The sequence below is a fragment of the Sulfurimonas sp. genome, from assembly GCF_041563495.1.
GTDB lineage: Bacteria > Campylobacterota > Campylobacteria > Campylobacterales > Sulfurimonadaceae > Sulfurimonas.
The window spans coordinates 26,279-44,973 of record NZ_JBFFMZ010000004.1 but is presented as its reverse complement, the minus strand read 5'-3'; the positions used below and the strand labels follow the sequence as shown (position 1 = coordinate 44,973).

Genomic DNA, 18,695 nt, shown 5'->3' with positions numbered 1-18,695 from the left:
ACACCTATTATTACTAAAAAGGTGTTTAATGAACATATTTCCAGATATTGATAAAAGTAAACTAGATGATTTTTATATTAACATTGGTAATAATGTAAGATATTATCGAAATAAAAAAAATGTCAGTCAATTAGAACTTGCTATTAGTATTGGACATAAAAGTACTTCTTTTTTATCAAACTGCGAAAACTATAAATACAGTGAACACTTTAACTTAGAACATTTATACTTAATTGCTCATGCTTTAGAAGTCGATATTTGTGACCTAATCAAAGGTCAGCATGAAAATGAATAACTTACATAATATTGTTTCAAAACTATCAAAATCATCAGCAGAAGCAGTTCATACATTTAGTAAAGAAAACAGTAGTATTTTTGAGTATCTACATACTATAACACCTGTTGAAGAGAAATATATTGAAATCCTCACACAACAAAAAGGTAAAAAGTCTCTTATATTTTTATCTGGTAGTAGTGGTGATGGAAAGTCAGCTATTATTGCAAAAAATAAAGATGCTTTTGAATCGGATTATGATTTTCATGTAGATGCTACACATAGCTTTAAATCAAACCAAACTGCAACCGAGGCATTAGATAGTAGTTTCCATAAATATTTTAAAGGTAATAAATCTTTAGTTGTTGGTATCAATATAGGTATACTGATGAATTATGTAGAAGAGGGTGAAACAGAGTTCTCAGAAATAAAAGAGAATATTAAAACCTTCTTAGAATCAAAAGAAAATACTGAAAATACTTTTTTTATAAACTTTGATGATTACTCAAAATTTGAGTTTAATAGTTCAAAAGTTTCATCACCGTTTATACAAAGTATATTTAAAAAAATAACATTACATTCGGATAACAATCCTTTTTATCGTGCATTTTTAAAGGATACAGAAGAGAATAGCATTTCAGCATTGCATCAAAATTTTAAACTACTCTCTGTTGAAAGTATCCAAGAATCCATTATTGAGTTATTGATAACTATAAATTTAAAATATGATCAGTTTTTAACTACTAGAAGCTTATTGGATTTAGTATATGTGCTTCTTACAGCTAAAGATTCTCTTATTAATAAACTGTTTGAAGATACTAGTACTAGTATGATGAAAAATTTATCCAAAGAGGATCCACTTCAAAATCGTTCTTATCAATTAGATAAGTTTATTCTTGATAGAGCAAGTGGTAAAGAAGATGAAAAATTAATTGAATTCATAAGAGGCTTTAACAGTTTATGTAAAAAAGAGATTCTAAATGATAAAGATGCATTTTTACTTATACGTACATTCTATTTATTTAGAAATAGTTCTATATCTAACGACTATCACAAAGAATTTACAATAAATTTTGATGATAGTAAGGTACACAGTTTTATTCATTTAGTTGCTTCTCATCATGAGTATAAAGATGAAAATAAAAAAGCTATAAAACACTTTTACAAGCAACTAAAAGAGGCAGTCCTTTTTTATGTAAATAAAAATGCACCAACACTTTCTAAACATAACTTAGTCTCCATATCGACAACAAATGGTATAACTGTGGCAGTACCAGTTGAAATAGAAGCAAATATGTCAAAGATAAAAAATGTAACTTCAAAGTCAGGAACTAGTTTTCCTCTTTTTCTAAAAATAAATTCAGAAGAGATTTCAACAATAGACATAACGTTAAGTATTCAAAATATGATAGAACAAATACTTAATGGATACCGTCCAAACAAGCATGATAGAAATACTATAGTTATATTTGATGAATTGGTTCAAAATATACTTGCTAAAGCAGTACATTCAAAGGAAATTGTTTTATTATCGGATAAGAAAAAAGTACACTTTAAGAATAATGAAGATGAAATTGAGGTAGTTGAAGATGAAGCATAAGTTATTAGAAGCTACCGTTGATAGTATTGGTGCTAAAACTCAAATTGAGAATTTTTATCCATTGACTACTAAGTTTGATAAGTCAGAAAAGGTATTTTCATTTGCTGAAGTAACAGGTCTTTTTGTATCAAAAATATCCAACACTGTCGCAAAAGATTTTGACTTAGAATCTTTTAAAGAACAATGTTTAAACGCCTTCAGTGAAAGTATGGATGATACTACATTTATTGATATGATTGAGAAAATTTATTTTAAAGAAGATCAGTTCACTATAGACTCTCTTTTGGTATACCAGACTATAAAAGCTAGTACAAATTCAAAAAATGTATTTAAACTATTTGAACAACTCTTAGATATAAATAGTATAAATATTGATTTTACTTCTGATAGTAATTTCATGGATAAAATAGTTATAGAAGAATTACAAAAGCATCTTAAATCTACAAAAACTACTGAAGGCACATCTTCATATCTTCCGTTTATAGATAAGTTATTTAATAAAGACTTACAGTCATTATCCTCCAATAAACACTACTTTAAACAAAACATAGAAAAGTTTTTTGAAACATATTTTTTTATATATGCGTCACAATTAGCATTAAATCTTATTCCAAACCGAAATGCTCTTTCTTCTCCAGAATCTAGAGAACTTTATTTTATACTCACACATGAAAAAGCAAGTACAGAACGCACAAAAATTGTTGAAAAAGGATATGCGCATCTCTTTGATTCAGTAAAGTATATTTTCCCATACATGTCTTTATTAACTTCAATTTCTAATAGCGTAGAGGCAGATAACTTAAGACTATATGAACTATTAGATAAGTTGGATGATACTCAGTCATCAGTAGAAGCCGTAGATAGTTTTGCACTAACGTTTAGAGAGGCAAAAAAATTATCGATGGAAGAGATAAAACCATCAACATCTTTAGAAGAAGCTTTGTTTACTTTACTTGACTTATCTTTTGACCAATTTAAAGAAGGCTGTGTAGTTGATAGAAAACGTGCATTTAATCAGTATGAAAGTGCATTCAAACGGCAGATAGCAAAACAATTCATAGTTAATAGAAAACGAGCAGGGAACGTTTTAGTTCTTGATCAAGATACTATTTTATTTATAACTAATCTAATACTTGGAAGTGGAGGAAAAATTAGATTTCAACACCTAATTGAAGAGTTTAACGAAAGAGGAATTTATTTTGATGCGAAAACAAGAAATGAGCTTATTGTCTTGTTTGAACGTGTAGGAAATATTGAAAGAAAAAGTGATAGTGGAGATTCAGTATATGTCAAAGCAACAATTTAATAACTTTTTAGTTGATAAACTTTTAACATGGTTTGAATCTAATATAAAAATAGGTGAAAAGTATAAGTTCGACTCTGATGATGAACAGCAACTTAACTCGATTATGGATAGCCTAAGGGATAAAGATATAAATAAACTTCCTTTCTTGGATGTTGAAGTTCCTTATATAAATATACAAGGTACAAAGCTTATCTTTGTTAATAACTTCGATGGTTTATTAAACGATAATAACATAGCAACACTCAGAGACAGTCTTTCTGAGAGTGATGACTTTAAAAACTGTGCGATGTTAATAATATACAAATATCAATCAGGTGTTTTGGATACCTTAGACACTGCTTCAAAAGATTTATCACTTCCAGGCTATCCTTTTAGTGCGACTATAGTTAAGTCTGATATGCAACAGTTAATAAGTAAGAGTTCTACTAAGAAAAATATTTTTAAGTACTTACTATCTTCTGTATCGATTATTATTGAGGAAGATGATCAGTCTGCATTTGGATATGCTGATTTATACAATTCCATAATAGATGATGCTGTCGATTTTAATAAGTTTAATCTGTTTGAAGATACGGAGATATATAAGCTAGAAGCTTCTCCTGATAGTATCGCTAAACGATTAAAAGAAAATGAAGCACTTTTTAGAAAAATTAAAACTACAGTGACAGATTTTCCAAATGAACTTAGTACAAAACTTACTGACTTGTCTCCAGAGTTTATACGTAAAAATGTAACTGTTGAAAAATGGGAAGACAACACCTATAGCAATATTAAGTTGGATATAGATAATGTGAAAAATCAAAGCATATCTTTTGATGATGAATATACTATTTTCGATTCTGATGATTTAAAACGAAGTAACACTGATAGTAAAGCTGGAAAAAGAACGCAAAATATTGTTATTTTCTCAGATAGAGAAGATGTAACTCTTAGCCTTAAAGTTGATGGTCCAAATCTGTCTAAAAGTAACTTTGTTTTGTCTAATAATAAAACTATAGAAAAAGAGTGTGAACCACAGTATAATAAAAGACAAAGCATAGCCTCAGTTACGTTCAAGTATGACTTCTCACCTACTTATTTTACATTAGTCTGTAATGGCGCAAAATCATCAGATAAGCATACTTTTAAAGTACTTGTTCTAAGAAAAAATAGCTTCTATTTCGAAGATATAAAAACCAATTATATTATTAATCCAAGAAAAGAACTCGTTCTTCTACAGTTAGATACATTTAAACTTAGATTTAATGCCGTTGAAAATACTACTAGTACCATCTTGACAGATAAAACTAAGCAAATAGATATTGGTACTTTTCATACGATAGATTTTACAGATTACTATAATAAAAATGATGATGTGGCTTTTGATATAAAAAATGGGTTAGATGAGTTACACTTTGAAGTAGAAGGAAGTAAAGAAGAAAACTCTATCTCTATACCGTTTTTACTAAATCCACAAATGCTAAATAAGCTTTTCCATAATCATAAAGATATAGAGTTTAACAGTACAAAAAACAAAGCTATTATAGAAAATAGAGAGTTTCCCCTAAACTTTGAACGTTTAGAACATATAAAATGGGAACATGAGTTTATAGACAATAAACTTTTTTCATCTACACACAAAGAACTTTCAATTTCTATTTTAAAAGTGATTGATGAACCTCTATATGAAGCATATACAGCCTTATTAAATTACTTTACTCAACATAAAACGACACCTTCGTTATGTGCTTGGAATGATATAGCCTGTTCACTTGCTGAAGGTGTAATAGAAACCTACTTAAACTATATGAAGAATGTAGAAGAAGATTCTACATTAGATGAAGATACTAAAACACTTTTTGAATTTGGGTTTATTACAAAAAAAAGTCGTCGTATGATGTCTCCTTTTACCCCTTTGGTTCTTGCCTACATACTATATCTGGTTAAAGAGGCAAAAGAAGATAAAAGCTTTCAAGATATTTCAAACGTCACATTAAGTAGATTAAATATTAAAGGACTTTTCCCTTATCTTTTTGTAAACAAAGATCAATATGCTTTTAGTCAAGTTTCTAAGCATGATGCTTTATGGTTAGAGTTTGTACCAAAAGAGGATAGTGAGTTTTCCTTTGTTAAAGATCTAAGTCTAGATAAGATTGAAGAGTTCATAGACTCATTTCAAGAGTTGTTTACAACAAATGCTCCATTAATAATTAACAGTGTTAATAACCACACAAATAAGGAACTGTTTGAGGGGATAGTTGCATATTACAAAAAGAACTTTGCTAGCAAGCCTAAAAAGATGGTAATAAATCTTTATGATGCTTCTTTTACACAAACAGAGTTTGATGTTTTTGCTGACATGGATAACTATGATGAAATCAAAAAAAGATACACATTAAATGTAGATGCTGAAACTATTATAGATACCATACGTACACATATAAACTATAGTAAACATACACTTGATGATGAACAGACTTATTGTCATCTTTCATTTTTCAAGAATGATGAGAAAGTAGTTATTAAAGATAGAACTATAGAGCAAACAAAATCAGGACTAGTTTCAAAAGGACTTGTATCAGGTGAAAGTTCTCAACAAGAAAAAGGTAATTACTTTAGTGGATTTGGTTTAAGTAACGTTGAGACTACTGGTTTTAAACACTTAGAATTAGCACAAGTCTATAACGCTATGCAACGACCTGTATATGAAACAGGTACAAACTATGAATCTAAAAAGACTATCGCATTAATGATAAGTGAAAATTTCAAAACTTTGCTAAAACAGTCTTATGAAAAAGCACTTTGGACTGTTATCATTGATCCAAAGGTTACGCTAGAGTTTTTTAACAATGCTGAAGATTTAATACTTATACACTTTTCAGATCAATACAGCTCTTCTGCAAACTATGATGCTGTTACGGTAACGGCTCAAAAAGAGTTGTATTCTAACGTAGTTGCTCATGTAGGTAGCGAAATAGATAAAGAGAATATCATTAAGCAGTTTAACGCTTTTAACGGTGAATGGCTTATAAAGATGATAAGTGAGAATGAAAAAATCAAAAAAGAGCGTGTCAGTATTATTTCTACTTACAAGTATATGGCTGCTTTACTTACCGAAGAAAACACTACTTGGGTACCACTTTCGGTAGCAGAGATGATTCGTGTCTCCGGTAATGTTGGTTTACCTATGTCTGGCAGTGATTTTAGTAGATACAATGAAAACCTTACAAAAGGTGCTATCTCTGATGATATTCTTTTAGTAGGGTTTAGAGATGATAAAGTAATCCTTTATCCTGTCGAAGTAAAGTCTCATAGTGGCGATATGGAAAAAGCAAAAAAACAAGCAAAGGCACTTAGAGGATTCTTCTATGAACGCTTATTTAAGGAAGATAGCTTTAAAACTAGATTATTGAAAGGTCTATTTATTCGTCAAGTTTTTATGCAAATAGAAAAGTATGAACTGTACGATACCTTTGAGCCGAACTATTTTGAATCACTCCATCAAGATAGAGAGAGACTACTTGAAGGTAGATATGAATTAGCAGAACTTGAAAATCATTCTCAAGGTGCTGTAGTTGCTTTTCTAAAAGATAGATATAGTGGTAAGTTTGATAAGCAAGAAGAGATACTTGAAATAAAACTACCTTATGAACATCAAAATAATATGCTTCCTCTTTCCTATACTGATTTAAAAGAAGCTCTACACAAAGGAGAGTTTGATACAAATCCAAACTTTTTATTATCTAAGAAAGTAGCAGTTGAAATTGAGAAAACTACTACTGTAATTAAGATTGAAAAAGATGAGCCTGATGAATCAGAAGAAGTGGTAGAAGTTATACAAGTTGAAACAAAGCCTACGCAACCCTTAGAGATAAAGTTTGGCGAGAATCATTTAACTAAGAATGACATACTTTGGCATCCAACAAATACAATTGAAAATCAAAATACTAACACGGGTATTATTGGAACTATGGGGACCGGTAAAACACAGTTCACAAAGTCACTAGTTACTCAATTAGTACATCAATCCAATAACAATGTAACTAGCTCAAAAATAGACATAATTATTTTTGATTACAAGGGTGATTATATCGGTAAAGAATTTGTAAAAGCCACTGATGCAACAGTATATGAGCTTGAAAAATTACCTTTTAATCCGCTGGCATTATTTGGGGGAAAACCAAAACTTCCTACACATACAGGTCGTACACTTACAACTACTCTTTCAAAAGCTTTTAGTTTAGGAAATGTTCAAAAGTCAATCTTGAAAAATGTTATCCAAGATGCATATAGAGAAAATGGAATTGTTGCTTCAGATAAAAATACATGGAGTTTACCAGCTCCAACTTTAGATGATATATGGGAGTTATACTCTCAAAGAGAAGACACAAAACAAGACTCTCTTTATGCTGCTTTAGATGACTTAATAGATTTTGAAATATTTGAGAGTGATACAAGTCTAACTAAATCGCTTTATGACGTTATAGATGGAGTTACAGTTATAAATCTTTCTGGATATGACTCAAATATACAAAATTTAGTAGTAGCAATCATACTAGACTTATTTTATGTTCAAATGCACAATCATGGTTCATCTGTAGTCGATGGAGATTTTAGACAAATAGCTAAGATGATTTTAGTTGATGAAGCAGATAACTTTATGTCCCAAGATTTTGATAGTTTAAAAAAGATTTTAAAAGAAGGTAGAGAGTTTGGTGTCGGAACCATTCTCTCTACACAAGAACTGACTCACTTTAAAACAGCAGAAGATAATTACGCTAACTACATTTTCACATGGATAATTCATAAGGTATCAAATATAAAAACACAAGATATACAATCTGTTTTTAATATAAATGGTAAAAGCGAAGCAGAAAACTTAATGAGCCAAGTAAGGGAGCTACAGAAACATTTCAGTTTCTATGTTGATGGCAATAAAGAGATTTCAAAGATGCGTGATTTGGCGTTTTGGGAATTATTAAAGGAAGAAACTCGTGATAAATAAGTCTAAATACTTTTCTATTTTAGGTTTTCCTCTTATCTCGACATATCTATTAGTTGTTTATCTTTTAATGGAAATGACAATTAGTTTAGAAGACTGGAATAATGTACACAGTTTTACTAAGTATATGATTATTACTATTATAATAATTAACCATATTGATATTTTTCGAGTAGAAATTATAAACTCAATAGAATGGATTTCCAACTTAATAATTAATACCATTATATCTATCTTCTATTTAATTTTGAAATTATTAACAATGGCATGGGAAAACAAATCTTTAACAGGCATGATTGTTTTTTCTATAGTATGGATTTCAATTATAGTTTTTTTAATTACTTCATACCATTCTGGACATGATTTGCTTAAGTATTTAAATACAGATAATTTTTCTAAAGGTTTAAAGCTAAATGAATGGGGAGATTTTTTTGCTGGCTTTATGGCACCTCTTGCCCTTGGATGGCTGGCTTATAGTATTTATTACCAAAAAAAAGAGTTCGAAAATGTGCATGGTTCATTAAAGGAACAGGTTCTAGAATTAGAGATGGAAAAAAGCTATACGAGCTATGAACAACAAATCAACAAAATAGATTCATTAATTGATAACATAAACGCACAGATGAATACACTGTCACTAAGGGAAGTTAATGAAAAATTTACATTATCTAACCCAACTGATTATTTAAAAGTTGCTACAAATACTAAAAAAATATTTTTACTAAATGAAAATATTGAGAAACTACTTAAAAGACATAATTCTAAACAAAAATCAGTTGACTCATTGAAAGTATTAGAAGAACAGTATAAAATTATTTATGCAGAAGATATTGAAATAATTTATAAAATACTTTTAAAATATTGTTTTTTAATAACAATTTCAGATAAAGAAATTAAACATCTTAAGCCTTATGAATCTTTTAATATATTAGATAATTGGTTAACACAAGAAAAAAAAGATAAAATTTTAGAAATCATTGAAAACATAGAAGGCGAAAGCTTGTTTAGTAAAAAAATAGATCCAGCTTTTATAGAGTTTAACAAAAACTTTAAGGACTATTTATTTTTATTAAATCACAAGGAAATAGAATGAGTCAATTTAGTTCAGAATTAATTACAATTGAGCAGTTATTTTTAAACAATGATGGTTCAGAAGATAAAGGAAAAAACTATTTTATTCCAATTTATCAAAGGGATTTTGTTTGGAATAAAATTGATATTGAAAAATTTATAAGTGATATTTTTAATATGATGGAGGATAGAAACTCTGCTATATATAATGAATATTTTATTGGTGGTATAGTTCTGTGTAAAGAATCTGTTCTTGGTGAAAAGAGGTCTAATATTTCTTTGGAAGTAATTGATGGACAGCAAAGACTTACAACCATATCAATTATATTATCTTTTCTTTATCAGTATCTAAATTTTCGGAATAAAAACTTTGGAAGTAAAGATGAGTATGTAAATACAATTAAAGAAAATATTTTAAATTTAATTAAGTATAAAAAAATGGATAATATAACTCAAAATGTAATAAATATGTTTAGAGTAGAAAGGTCTGATGATATAGCAGGTATATACCAAGAAGCACTTAGTAAACTTTCAACTACAGTCGTTGAAGATTTTTCCTTTTTAAACCAATTAGTAAATGAAGATAGTCCTTTAGTTAAAACTCGCAAAAAAGAGTTTATTAGTTTGATGGAATATATAAATAAATTATTTTCAGTATATAACGAAGATCAATTAGTCGGTTTTTCTATACAAATGCTTGAATATACTAAAGTAGTTGTAACAAAAACGAAAGATATTGATACTGGTTATTTGGTTTTTGAAAAATTAAACGATAATGGTAAAAAGCTTAATCCAGATGACTTACTGAAAAATTATTTATTTAGTAAAGCTTCAAGAGATGAATATAATACACTGGATGATGATTGGAAAATATTCTTAGAAGAAATTTATAATATAAATGAAAGAGGAAGTAAAATATCTCCTAAAGAATTTTTGGAAAGCTATTTAATTATAAAAGGAAAAAAGGTCACTAGTGATAAAAGCAAAATTTTTAAAATTTTTAAAGAAGAAATATATGATGAAAAACAATATACATCTTTAGAATTTTTAGATGATTTAAAAAAAACAGTTTCAGAATATGCTACTCTAAAAAGAGATGAAGTTATTTCAAAATATTTAAAATTACTAGGATTTAAATTAGGGTATGTAATATTCTTATCACTATACAAAAAACTTAACAACGCAAATTACAAAAAATACAAATATAATATTTTTATAGATATTTTTAGACTTGGTTTTTGTTATATTTTAACAGATAATAGCAAGTTATTAAGTCAAAAAATTCCTGAAATTTGTAAATTAATTAATGAGTTTGAAGAAGATGACGTTTCTAGCATATTAGAATATACAAAAAAACTAATTAACCAATCTATAAAAACTGTAGAAGAAGAATTTACAGATGCATTAACTAACTCTAATTTATTTGATAGAAGAAAAAGTTTAACCCTTGAATTATTTAATATTTTAAATTTTTATACAAATGGTACTAAATATTACAATTATACTTCTCTAAAATTAGTTCAAATCATGCCTAGACCTAAAGAGCTAAGTAAATTTGATATGTCAGAAATTAATAACATAAATGTTGATAATATAAGTAAATATTCAAAGCTATTTGGAAATTTAACACTGGTAAAATTTAACCCTATTCTAAATGAAAATTCAATAAGAATACGATTAGAACAATTAGCAGAAAACAAAGAATTATTTATTTTACCTAGTATTCCTCATCATAACTTATTAATAAAGTCAAAAGAGGATATTGAAAAGAGATCTTTAGAGTTTTATAAAATTTCATATGAGTTATTTTATCAAAACAAGCTTTCAATTCAATACTTCATTAATTCTGATTTAAATTATTATTTTATTGAAAGATCAGAATATAAAAACGCTGTAATGATAAAGATTGATGAAAATCAGTATAAAGTACTTTCTAGATCAAGGTGTAATATAGAACATCATGAAAGTTGGTCATATGGAGAACTGAAAGATATGTTATTAAGAGATGGTATTCTAGTAAAAAAAGAAAAATATTTAGAATTTACAAAAGATTATATTTTTAAAACACCAAGTGAGTCAGCTTCTATTGTGTTAGGAAAACAAGCTCCTGGACCACTTGACTGGAAAGATAGCGATGGTATCCCACTAAGAGATAAATAATTATAAAAATTCTTGCTTAATCCACTCAAATACATCACTATTTTCATTAAAAGAAGAGGCTAAGATAGAAAAGCCTCTTTCGCAATGCTGCTCTAGCTTTAGCTCAAGCCCTCTTTGAGTGTTAACCTTAGACTTCTCATTATTAGCTATCATAAGTGCTATTAAGTCAGTATAATCAGCTTGTTCACCTTGTAAGTCAACTTTTCCTTTACCAGTTATAACATCTAAGCTATATGTTTTACCATCTGAGAAATCTATTTTATCACTTGTATCTATTTTTTCATCAACAGATAATGATATAAAAATAGCAAATCGTATAGTTAACCATTTAGGTTCTTTATCAAATCCCAGTAGTTTAGCTATTCTTGGCAGTTGTTGTTCTGAAAATTGTGTTGTTCTCATCTAGTTGTACCTATTATCAAAAAAGTCAGACTTATTTTGCTCTTGTATAGTTGTAGCAGAGCCTTTATTGGACAATGTAAACACTTGCGATACATTATCTCTAAGACCTTTAAATCCTTCATTCTTGAGTTCACTCGGTGTTGGTAGTATAAGAACTTGACTTGAAGCGTTTGGATAAAATTGGTTTAGTATTAAAGATTGGTTCTTTTCATCAAGTCTTCCAAGTGGTGTATCTATAATCATTGGAATCTCTTCTGATATATATTCAGATATTCCCCAAATTAATGCTGTAGCTATAATCTGTTTTTGTCCTGAAGAGCTAGATAGTATATCCATAGGGTTCATATCTTTGTCAAAAATATTGATATTAAAATCTGAATCTAGTTTAATGCAGTCTGCTTCGTACCCTTGCTTTTTAAGGAGATTAAACTTTATATTTATAGATGTTTCAAGTATCTCTTTTTTATCTTCTTTAATCTTTATTTTCATTTGGGATGCAACTTTTATAGCTGATTCTAATGATTGTATTTTTAACTTTGATAAACTATTCTTATGCTCTTTTACACTGGTTCTACTTATCTCTTTATTTATCTCATTTTCCATAGATAACAAACTATTTATTTGGTTCTCTAAGTTTTCTACTTCAGATTTTTTTATACCAATATTTTCCGCTATAACTTTAACCTGTTTAAAATCCTTCTCGTATTCTACTTTGTCTTCTTGGATCTTTAATTCCAGTGAGTATATCTCATCTTCGCTATATTTTATTTGTTCTTTTAGTAATATTAGATCATTTAGCAGTTCTTTAAAATCTAGTTCTTTTTCTTTTAAAGAATTAAATTGTGATTCAAGCTTTATAGAATCTGCGAATGGGACACTTTGAGAGTTTTCATCAGAATTAAAAACCTTATCAAATATTTTTTCTATATTAGTCCGCTGCTCAGTGTCAATCTGTTTTAAAAATTCTTTCTTTTTTATGGCAACAATATCCTGAGAAATAGTTATATTACCTTTATAGTTTTTCTCTATGTCATTATCTATAGAGTCTGTGAGTTTTTTATTTAATAGTAATGGGAGCTGTATATATGACAACTCTCTGAACCTAGATAAGGATAAACTTTTTTGTTCTATATACTGAGCTAATTTACTTTTTTCCTCTTCTAGAGGCTTTTTGTATTTGCTTCTTAATTTAGAAAGCTTTTTATCTAACTCACTTTGATCGTGAAGTAGTTCTTTTAAGTCTAAAGATTTTGCTTCAAGTTTTAGATTTGCTGATAACAAATCATTTTGTACTTCAACAAGTTCTGCTTCTTTTTTTGTAACTAACTTTTGAAGTTCAGAGTCCAACTCATTTTTGTTGATTTTTTTGATTACATTTCTTGAATCATAAATGAGTTGGTCATAGATATCTAGCTCTAACACATCTTCTAGCATTTGTCTAAATTCATCTTTACTAAAATCTGCTATCGTCTGAACCTTCTCCCCGTCAAAAAAGAAAAATTTTGCAAGCGTTGGTGACACTTTATAGTTTATAAAATCTTGTGCTTCAATATCTGTATAAAGTACGTTTTTTTCATTATCTAATATATTCAGAGATTCACTGTAGGTAGTGTTTTTTAAAGTATATTCTCTTTGTACATAAAAAGTGTCACCATCATTTACTTCAATTATTATCGCAGCTTTGTTTTCATTGTTTTGTTTTGCGATTCTATTAAGGATACCACTAAAGTTTTTATCTTTATTTCCTAGTATATAGTCTTGTTTAGTTAGAACTAATTCTCCAATAGAAAGCAAATCTTTTGTAATGCCATGAAGAGCAATCTTAATTGAATTTATAAACGATGTTTTTCCAAATCCATTTTCACCAATAATTAGAGATATAGGCTTGTCGGAGTCATTGAAATCAAATTTTATTTGACCTTTATACGAAAATAAATTTTCTATAATTACTGAATTAAATTTCATTTATTTTCCCTGATGAATATGCCTCAACCACTTCTTCAATATCAGTAAAGATACCTGATCTTTTTAGCTGGTGTCTATACTTATGTTCTGTTTGTAAGAGTTTATCCATTAGTTCGATTTCTATATTGTTGTTTGTGCATAAACTAGAAAAGTACTCTTTTTCATCATTTGAAAATGCTTTTTTAGATTCATGTCTAATATTTCTGTCATAATCATTTGCTATTGTGATTGCTGTTTCAAAAAAGTCCCCATCATGAAGCCACTCTTTTTGAATTTGGATAATATCTTCATCACTAATTAAGTACTTACCCTCTAGTTTTTCCAATAAGCCTTGTTCAATTTCTAAGAGCTTAGTAAATAGCTCTTTCCTTGTGCTCATTTTAAATGGCCCTATTGCTTTTTGCCCATTTCTTCTTCTAGTTTGTCTTGTCTCATGATTATATCTATATTCTTCAAGATCATTTCTAAAGTCATGAAGTGGCTTCATCCATTGATCTTCTTCATTTTTAAGCATATTCTCCATTGACTTGTCTTTTGAGACAACGGTGCAGACCCAACATCCAAACCTTGTCTTGCCACACGAAGGAGACTCTGGGTTTAAAGCAATATTACAATCGCCTTCACCTGAACCTTTATCATATAGCTTCATCATGTCATCATGTTTACCCCAAGGAGCGTCATTTTTACTTAAAAATGTCCAAACTTCTGGGTTGGTCCAATCTTTTATTGGTGACATTACAAAAGTATTTGGAACCGTATCATGCTTTACTAAACCTCTATGGTTTCTGTCTCTTTTTTCTATAGAGATAGCTCTTGTTTGTGATTCATCACTTCTAACACCAAGTAGCATGATAATAGATTTGTTTTCACTAGATAAGCTAGTTAAAAACTTTGTAGCAGGTTTGATTTTTAATCTATCGGTACACCATCTAAAATTTTGATTTGGCGATGGATATCCCTTACCAAGAAGCAATGGCCAAAATGAATCTTTTGACTCAGGTGATACTACTGCAACCTGCATATTGAGCTGTTCTTTGTTTATAAATGATTTTATTTTTTCAATTTTTTCAAAAAAATACTTATCAATCAGAGGCATTTCAACTCTTGTATCAGACGATACAATGTATATAGTTTTAGTATCTTTATTTTCTTTTTTTAAATCTTGTAGTACTTCTACTGTTAGATGTAAAACAGTAGATGAGTCTTTACCACCAGAAAAGGTAACAACCCATGGTCTATCATCTTGTAGGTATTGCTCCTTTAGTAGTTGCTTTGTCTCTTCAATTTTATTCATTTATCTCTTTATATCTCGTTTGCTATTTGTATATATTTAATTATTTTAATAATAATATCTAAATCTATATTTGGATATGTTTAGTCAGCTTATAAGAATCCAAAGTTTAAGTTAAATAGTGAAATACGGGAATACAAAGAGACAATAAATCATATATCTTAATGCCACATAGCATAAGTACATCTACTTCACTCTCCGATAATACTTCATCAAGCTTAATTCCAATCATAACCATTCTCTAATCACACAGCAGACACACTACCCTTATTCTACCTAATATAGGTCAACTCCATATAAAAAGTGATTTCCAAATTTATATAACCACATATTATAACCTTAGTTCAATTCTAAGGAGAACAATTGCTAAAAACACTTCAATTAGTCACTGTATCCATTAAACCAAAAGAGATACTACACCAAATATTGCAGGGGATGGGTAATGATATTCATACTCCTATAAATAATCCAGATTATTACCCGCTTCAAGGAGCCTGAATGTTACCACCAATACCACAACTCATAACTATTTTTGTAACAGCCTGCGTTATAGCAGCTAAAGCTATGGACTGTAATAAAGAAAACAAGTTTTAGTCTTAAAGACTTTTAACCATAAAAACATATAAATAAAAAGGATATATTATGTCAAAATTACCACTAACAATAGAAGAACTACAAGAACAAGCACCAGCAATATTTACACAAGAAAAACACTCACAAACTAGTAATATGTACCACTTTGTTTCTAGTATAGATGTAGTGAATGAAATAAAGTCCCATAATTGGCACCCAGTGTCAGTTCAACAATCATCCGTAAAAGACGAGGATAAAGAGGGTTACCAGCGCCACGTTGTACGCTTCCGTCACTTCGATGATTTACTCAGTCCAAAAGAGAACGCAGTTGAGCTTTTACTCTTTAACAGCCATGACAGAAGTACAGCTTTTAGCATATCAGCAGGCATCTTTAGATTTGTATGTTCAAACGGCTTAGTCATTGCAGACAGCGTGTTTGAATCTTATAAAATAAAGCATATCGGAGACAGAACAAACGACATCCATACAGCAATAGATAAGATAACATCATTTAAGCCACAGCTTGAGCATAAAATCAACACTTTTGGGGCTTTAAAATTAACAACTGGAGAAAAAGAGGCGTTCGCAAAATCTTGCTTATCACTGAGGTTCTCAAAACACCTAGAAATTGACCACAAAGACTTACTCATCCCACATAGAGATGAAGATGAGAAAGATGACCTCTACACAACGCTTAATGTAATTCAAGAGAACTTACTCTCAGGAAATGTATCTGGTGTTAATAAAGAGACAGGTCGTAGATTCACTTCTCGTGCTATTTCCTCCATAAATAAAGATAAAGACATCAACCAAGGACTCTGGGATATCGCAGAACGAATTAGTTCGATTAAAGAACCATCAATGGCATTAGCAGCATAAAGGAGAGTTAATGAAAACTACAGATTATCGCCTACAAAAGGAAATTCAAAACATCAAACCAGACAATCCAGAGTGGCTTAAAGACTATGTACGTCAGGTTCTTGAATCTGATAAGCCTTATCACGCTAAATGTGATTATTTAGGCTTATCTATCCAAGAAATCCAAAACAAGATAGATTACCTCAGTAATGATATAAGCGAGATGAGTGCTCTTAAAAAGGCTCTAACCGCTTCAAAAATTACAGCCATGGCTTCCATAGCTTCAGTTTTAGCAGAATATGGGATAGACCGTTTGGATGGAACAATCATAAGCTCTCTCACTATCACGCCAAAAAAGACGAAGCTGAAAGAAACATTTGAAATTACAAACCCTGAGGAACTAATAAAAATGGGATTTTATTCGGTGATTGTAGATGAAGAAGCGGTAAAAGCAGAAATGCTTACATTTGAAGGAATGAGTAAGATAGATCAGTATGTGACAGTTGGTGTTGTTGAAGAGGATGTACCAGCAAAGATCAAAGTAAATTCTCGTCGTAGCAGTACCAACAATCAAGCTACAGAACTACTGAATTTAGTAGATAAACAAGAAGCAGCATAAAGGAGATGAAATGTTATCGGAAAATCAGATAAAAGCACTATCGTACAATTTGGATGATAGTCGTGTAAAGACCATAGATAAGGCAGGTATGAAGTTTAGTTATCTTGAAACATATGACTGTATAAATGTTGCCAACACTATCTTTAATTATATGTGGGATTACACCATTACAAGCCTTCAAGAAGTTAACCGTGAAGTTAATCAAAACTCAAACCACGTGATAACATTTAGTGCCATTGTAAAGGTAAAGATTTATGATAATCAGCGTAATTGTATAGAACGTGAAGATACCGGTGTAGGTATTGGAACAGCTCGTACAGTAGGTGATGCAATAGATAATGCAAGTAAGAGTGCTGTAAGTGATTCACTCAAACGTGCTTTACGATCGCTGGGTGCTCAATTTGGGAATAATTTGTATGCGAAGACGCCAAATATAAGCCAAAGTCAACAACAAAACTATCAACAACCTGCACAATTACAACAGCCACAACAACAATATAGCCAGACACCGAACCAACAACAAACAGTGAATAATGCTCCACAAGACTATTCATCACTATACAACTTAGGACTTACTGTTATGGAACAAGGTCAAAATCTTGTAGTTATAGGAGATGGAATCTATGAGAAGCGTGATTCAATTAAGGCTTGTGGCTTTAAGTTTGATGCTTCTAGCAAGCTATGGTGGAAGCCCATACAGCAACAAGCAGCGTAGTATGAAAAGCTTTCTATTCTTCACAAATGAAGGTTTTACACAAGATCCAAACCACAAAGAGATACCAAATATGCAGATACTTGGATCTGGAGATGGAAATAACATACTAGAAGCATTTAAAAACTTCAAGCACAATCAATCGTATCTTTCAAAGTTTTCATTTAAAGAGGTTATCGCTTTAGAATATATTGGCGACTTTATACGTCCCTTAGAGCTATAAGGAAGGAAAGATGAGTAAATTAGACGTAATGAAAAGATAAACAATGAATATATAGAAGCTTATCTTCTTGATGGAGGGCTATGTAGTGGTACAGCATTTGAGGCAATAAGCTTTATGTTGTAAAGCCACTATCTTGCTCTTATTCTTATAAATAAATTTTGTTTTTTTAATAGCAACTAGCTATATCACAAAGACTACCTATAAGTAGATATTAAACTTTTTTATATACAACTGTCAATGTATTTTTTATTTTATTTTTTCCTATTTCATAATCAGGATTAAATGTAGCTATATTATGTGCGGCTGTTCCAACCATTGCTGCTAAACCTCCAAATATAGTTACTGGAGTAGGAATAGCTACTGCTCCCATAGCTGCACTACGAAACTCAGAATATACACGACAACTTAAATCTTGTTTTTCTATAGCACCCTCAATTTTATTAACCATAAATCCAATATCTTTAACCGCCACTACTTTAAAAGATTTTCTATTATCTACTAAATTGCTTAATTTTTCACTCGTCAAATCATCTGATGTATAGTTTTCTATATCTACTTTAGCCATTATTCAATCCATTTTTTAATATAACGATATATATATCGTTGATGAATGTTAACTAAAATCCTATTATAAGTCAAATTATATGGAGAAATATTCTT

General features: G+C 29.7%; 16 protein-coding genes. 11 read left to right on the top strand and 5 right to left on the bottom strand.

The genetic code is table 11. The features are described 5' to 3' along the window. Positions 1-28 precede the first annotated feature (28 nt). From ABYK18_RS05145 to ABYK18_RS05120, 6 genes are read left to right on the top strand one after another with little or no spacing between them, the layout of a single operon-like run. Positions 29-295, top strand: coding sequence for a helix-turn-helix transcriptional regulator (locus ABYK18_RS05145; RefSeq protein ID WP_373035580.1), 267 nt, complete (start codon positions 29-31; stop codon positions 293-295). Then, positions 288-1,874, top strand: coding sequence for a DNA phosphorothioation-dependent restriction protein DptF (gene dptF / locus ABYK18_RS05140; protein WP_373035579.1), 1,587 nt, complete (start codon positions 288-290; stop codon positions 1,872-1,874). Before ABYK18_RS05145 ends, dptF begins: the two co-directional genes overlap by 8 nt. Further along, positions 1,864-3,180 carry a DNA phosphorothioation-dependent restriction protein DptG gene (gene dptG / locus ABYK18_RS05135; RefSeq protein WP_373035578.1) on the top strand — a complete coding sequence of 439 codons (1,317 nt, stop codon included), beginning with the start codon at positions 1,864-1,866 and terminating at the stop codon, positions 3,178-3,180. Before dptF ends, dptG begins: the two co-directional genes overlap by 11 nt. Next, positions 3,161-8,164 (top strand): DNA phosphorothioation-dependent restriction protein DptH, encoded by a 5,004-nt coding sequence (gene dptH, locus ABYK18_RS05130; RefSeq protein WP_373035577.1) that lies wholly within the window; start codon positions 3,161-3,163, stop codon positions 8,162-8,164. Before dptG ends, dptH begins: the two co-directional genes overlap by 20 nt. Then, positions 8,154-9,254, top strand: coding sequence for a hypothetical protein (locus ABYK18_RS05125; RefSeq protein WP_373035576.1), 1,101 nt, complete (start codon positions 8,154-8,156; stop codon positions 9,252-9,254). The genes dptH and ABYK18_RS05125 overlap by 11 nt, the downstream gene beginning before the upstream one ends. After that, a complete protein-coding gene (locus tag ABYK18_RS05120; RefSeq protein WP_373035575.1) occupies positions 9,251-11,392 on the top strand; it encodes a DUF4357 domain-containing protein in 2,142 nt (713 codons plus the stop codon). The genes ABYK18_RS05125 and ABYK18_RS05120 overlap by 4 nt, the downstream gene beginning before the upstream one ends. Here ABYK18_RS05120 and ABYK18_RS05115 read toward each other — a convergent pair whose 3' ends face one another. From ABYK18_RS05115 to ABYK18_RS05100, 4 genes are all read right to left on the bottom strand, one after another. Next, positions 11,393-11,794 carry a DndE family protein gene (locus tag ABYK18_RS05115; protein WP_373035574.1) on the bottom strand — a complete coding sequence of 134 codons (402 nt, stop codon included), beginning with the start codon at positions 11,792-11,794 and terminating at the stop codon, positions 11,393-11,395. Then, on the bottom strand, positions 11,795-13,759 hold the full coding sequence (locus tag ABYK18_RS05110; protein WP_373035573.1) for an AAA family ATPase: 1,965 nt from the start codon (positions 13,757-13,759) through the stop codon (positions 11,795-11,797). Beyond that, positions 13,749-15,053: a DNA phosphorothioation system sulfurtransferase DndC gene (gene dndC, locus ABYK18_RS05105; RefSeq protein WP_373035572.1), complete on the bottom strand. Its 1,305-nt coding sequence runs from the start codon at positions 15,051-15,053 to the stop codon at positions 13,749-13,751. Before dndC ends, ABYK18_RS05110 begins: the two co-directional genes overlap by 11 nt. A gap of 106 nt (positions 15,054-15,159) precedes the next feature. Further along, complete coding sequence (locus ABYK18_RS05100; RefSeq protein WP_373035571.1) at positions 15,160-15,282, bottom strand: hypothetical protein; 123 nt, start codon at positions 15,280-15,282, stop codon at positions 15,160-15,162. A gap of 131 nt (positions 15,283-15,413) precedes the next feature. On the opposite strand from ABYK18_RS05100, the gene ABYK18_RS05095 reads away from it, so the two are divergent. The 5 genes from ABYK18_RS05095 to ABYK18_RS05075 all read left to right on the top strand — a co-directional run bounded on the left by ABYK18_RS05095 (position 15,414) and on the right by ABYK18_RS05075 (position 18,035). Further along, positions 15,414-15,548, top strand: a complete 135-nt coding sequence (locus ABYK18_RS05095) for a hypothetical protein (RefSeq protein WP_373035570.1) — start codon at positions 15,414-15,416, stop codon at positions 15,546-15,548. Between the two features lie 144 nt (positions 15,549-15,692). Continuing rightward, positions 15,693-16,502 (top strand): DUF932 domain-containing protein, encoded by an 810-nt coding sequence (locus tag ABYK18_RS05090; protein ID WP_373035569.1) that lies wholly within the window; start codon positions 15,693-15,695, stop codon positions 16,500-16,502. A gap of 10 nt (positions 16,503-16,512) precedes the next feature. After that, the gene (locus ABYK18_RS05085) at positions 16,513-17,100 is read left to right on the top strand and encodes a hypothetical protein (RefSeq protein ID WP_373035568.1); all 588 of its coding nucleotides are present in this window, start codon (positions 16,513-16,515) and stop codon (positions 17,098-17,100) included. 10 nt (positions 17,101-17,110) lie between these two features. Beyond that, positions 17,111-17,815 carry a Rad52/Rad22 family DNA repair protein gene (locus tag ABYK18_RS05080; RefSeq protein WP_373035567.1) on the top strand — a complete coding sequence of 235 codons (705 nt, stop codon included), beginning with the start codon at positions 17,111-17,113 and terminating at the stop codon, positions 17,813-17,815. 1 nt (position 17,816) lies between these two features. Beyond that, a complete protein-coding gene (locus ABYK18_RS05075) occupies positions 17,817-18,035 on the top strand; it encodes a hypothetical protein (RefSeq protein WP_373035566.1) in 219 nt (72 codons plus the stop codon). Between the two features lie 211 nt (positions 18,036-18,246). Here the strand turns inward: ABYK18_RS05075 and ABYK18_RS05070 are convergent, their stop codons facing one another. After that, the gene (locus ABYK18_RS05070) at positions 18,247-18,600 is read right to left on the bottom strand and encodes a hypothetical protein (protein ID WP_373035565.1); all 354 of its coding nucleotides are present in this window, start codon (positions 18,598-18,600) and stop codon (positions 18,247-18,249) included. Between the last annotated feature and the right edge of the window lie 95 nt (positions 18,601-18,695).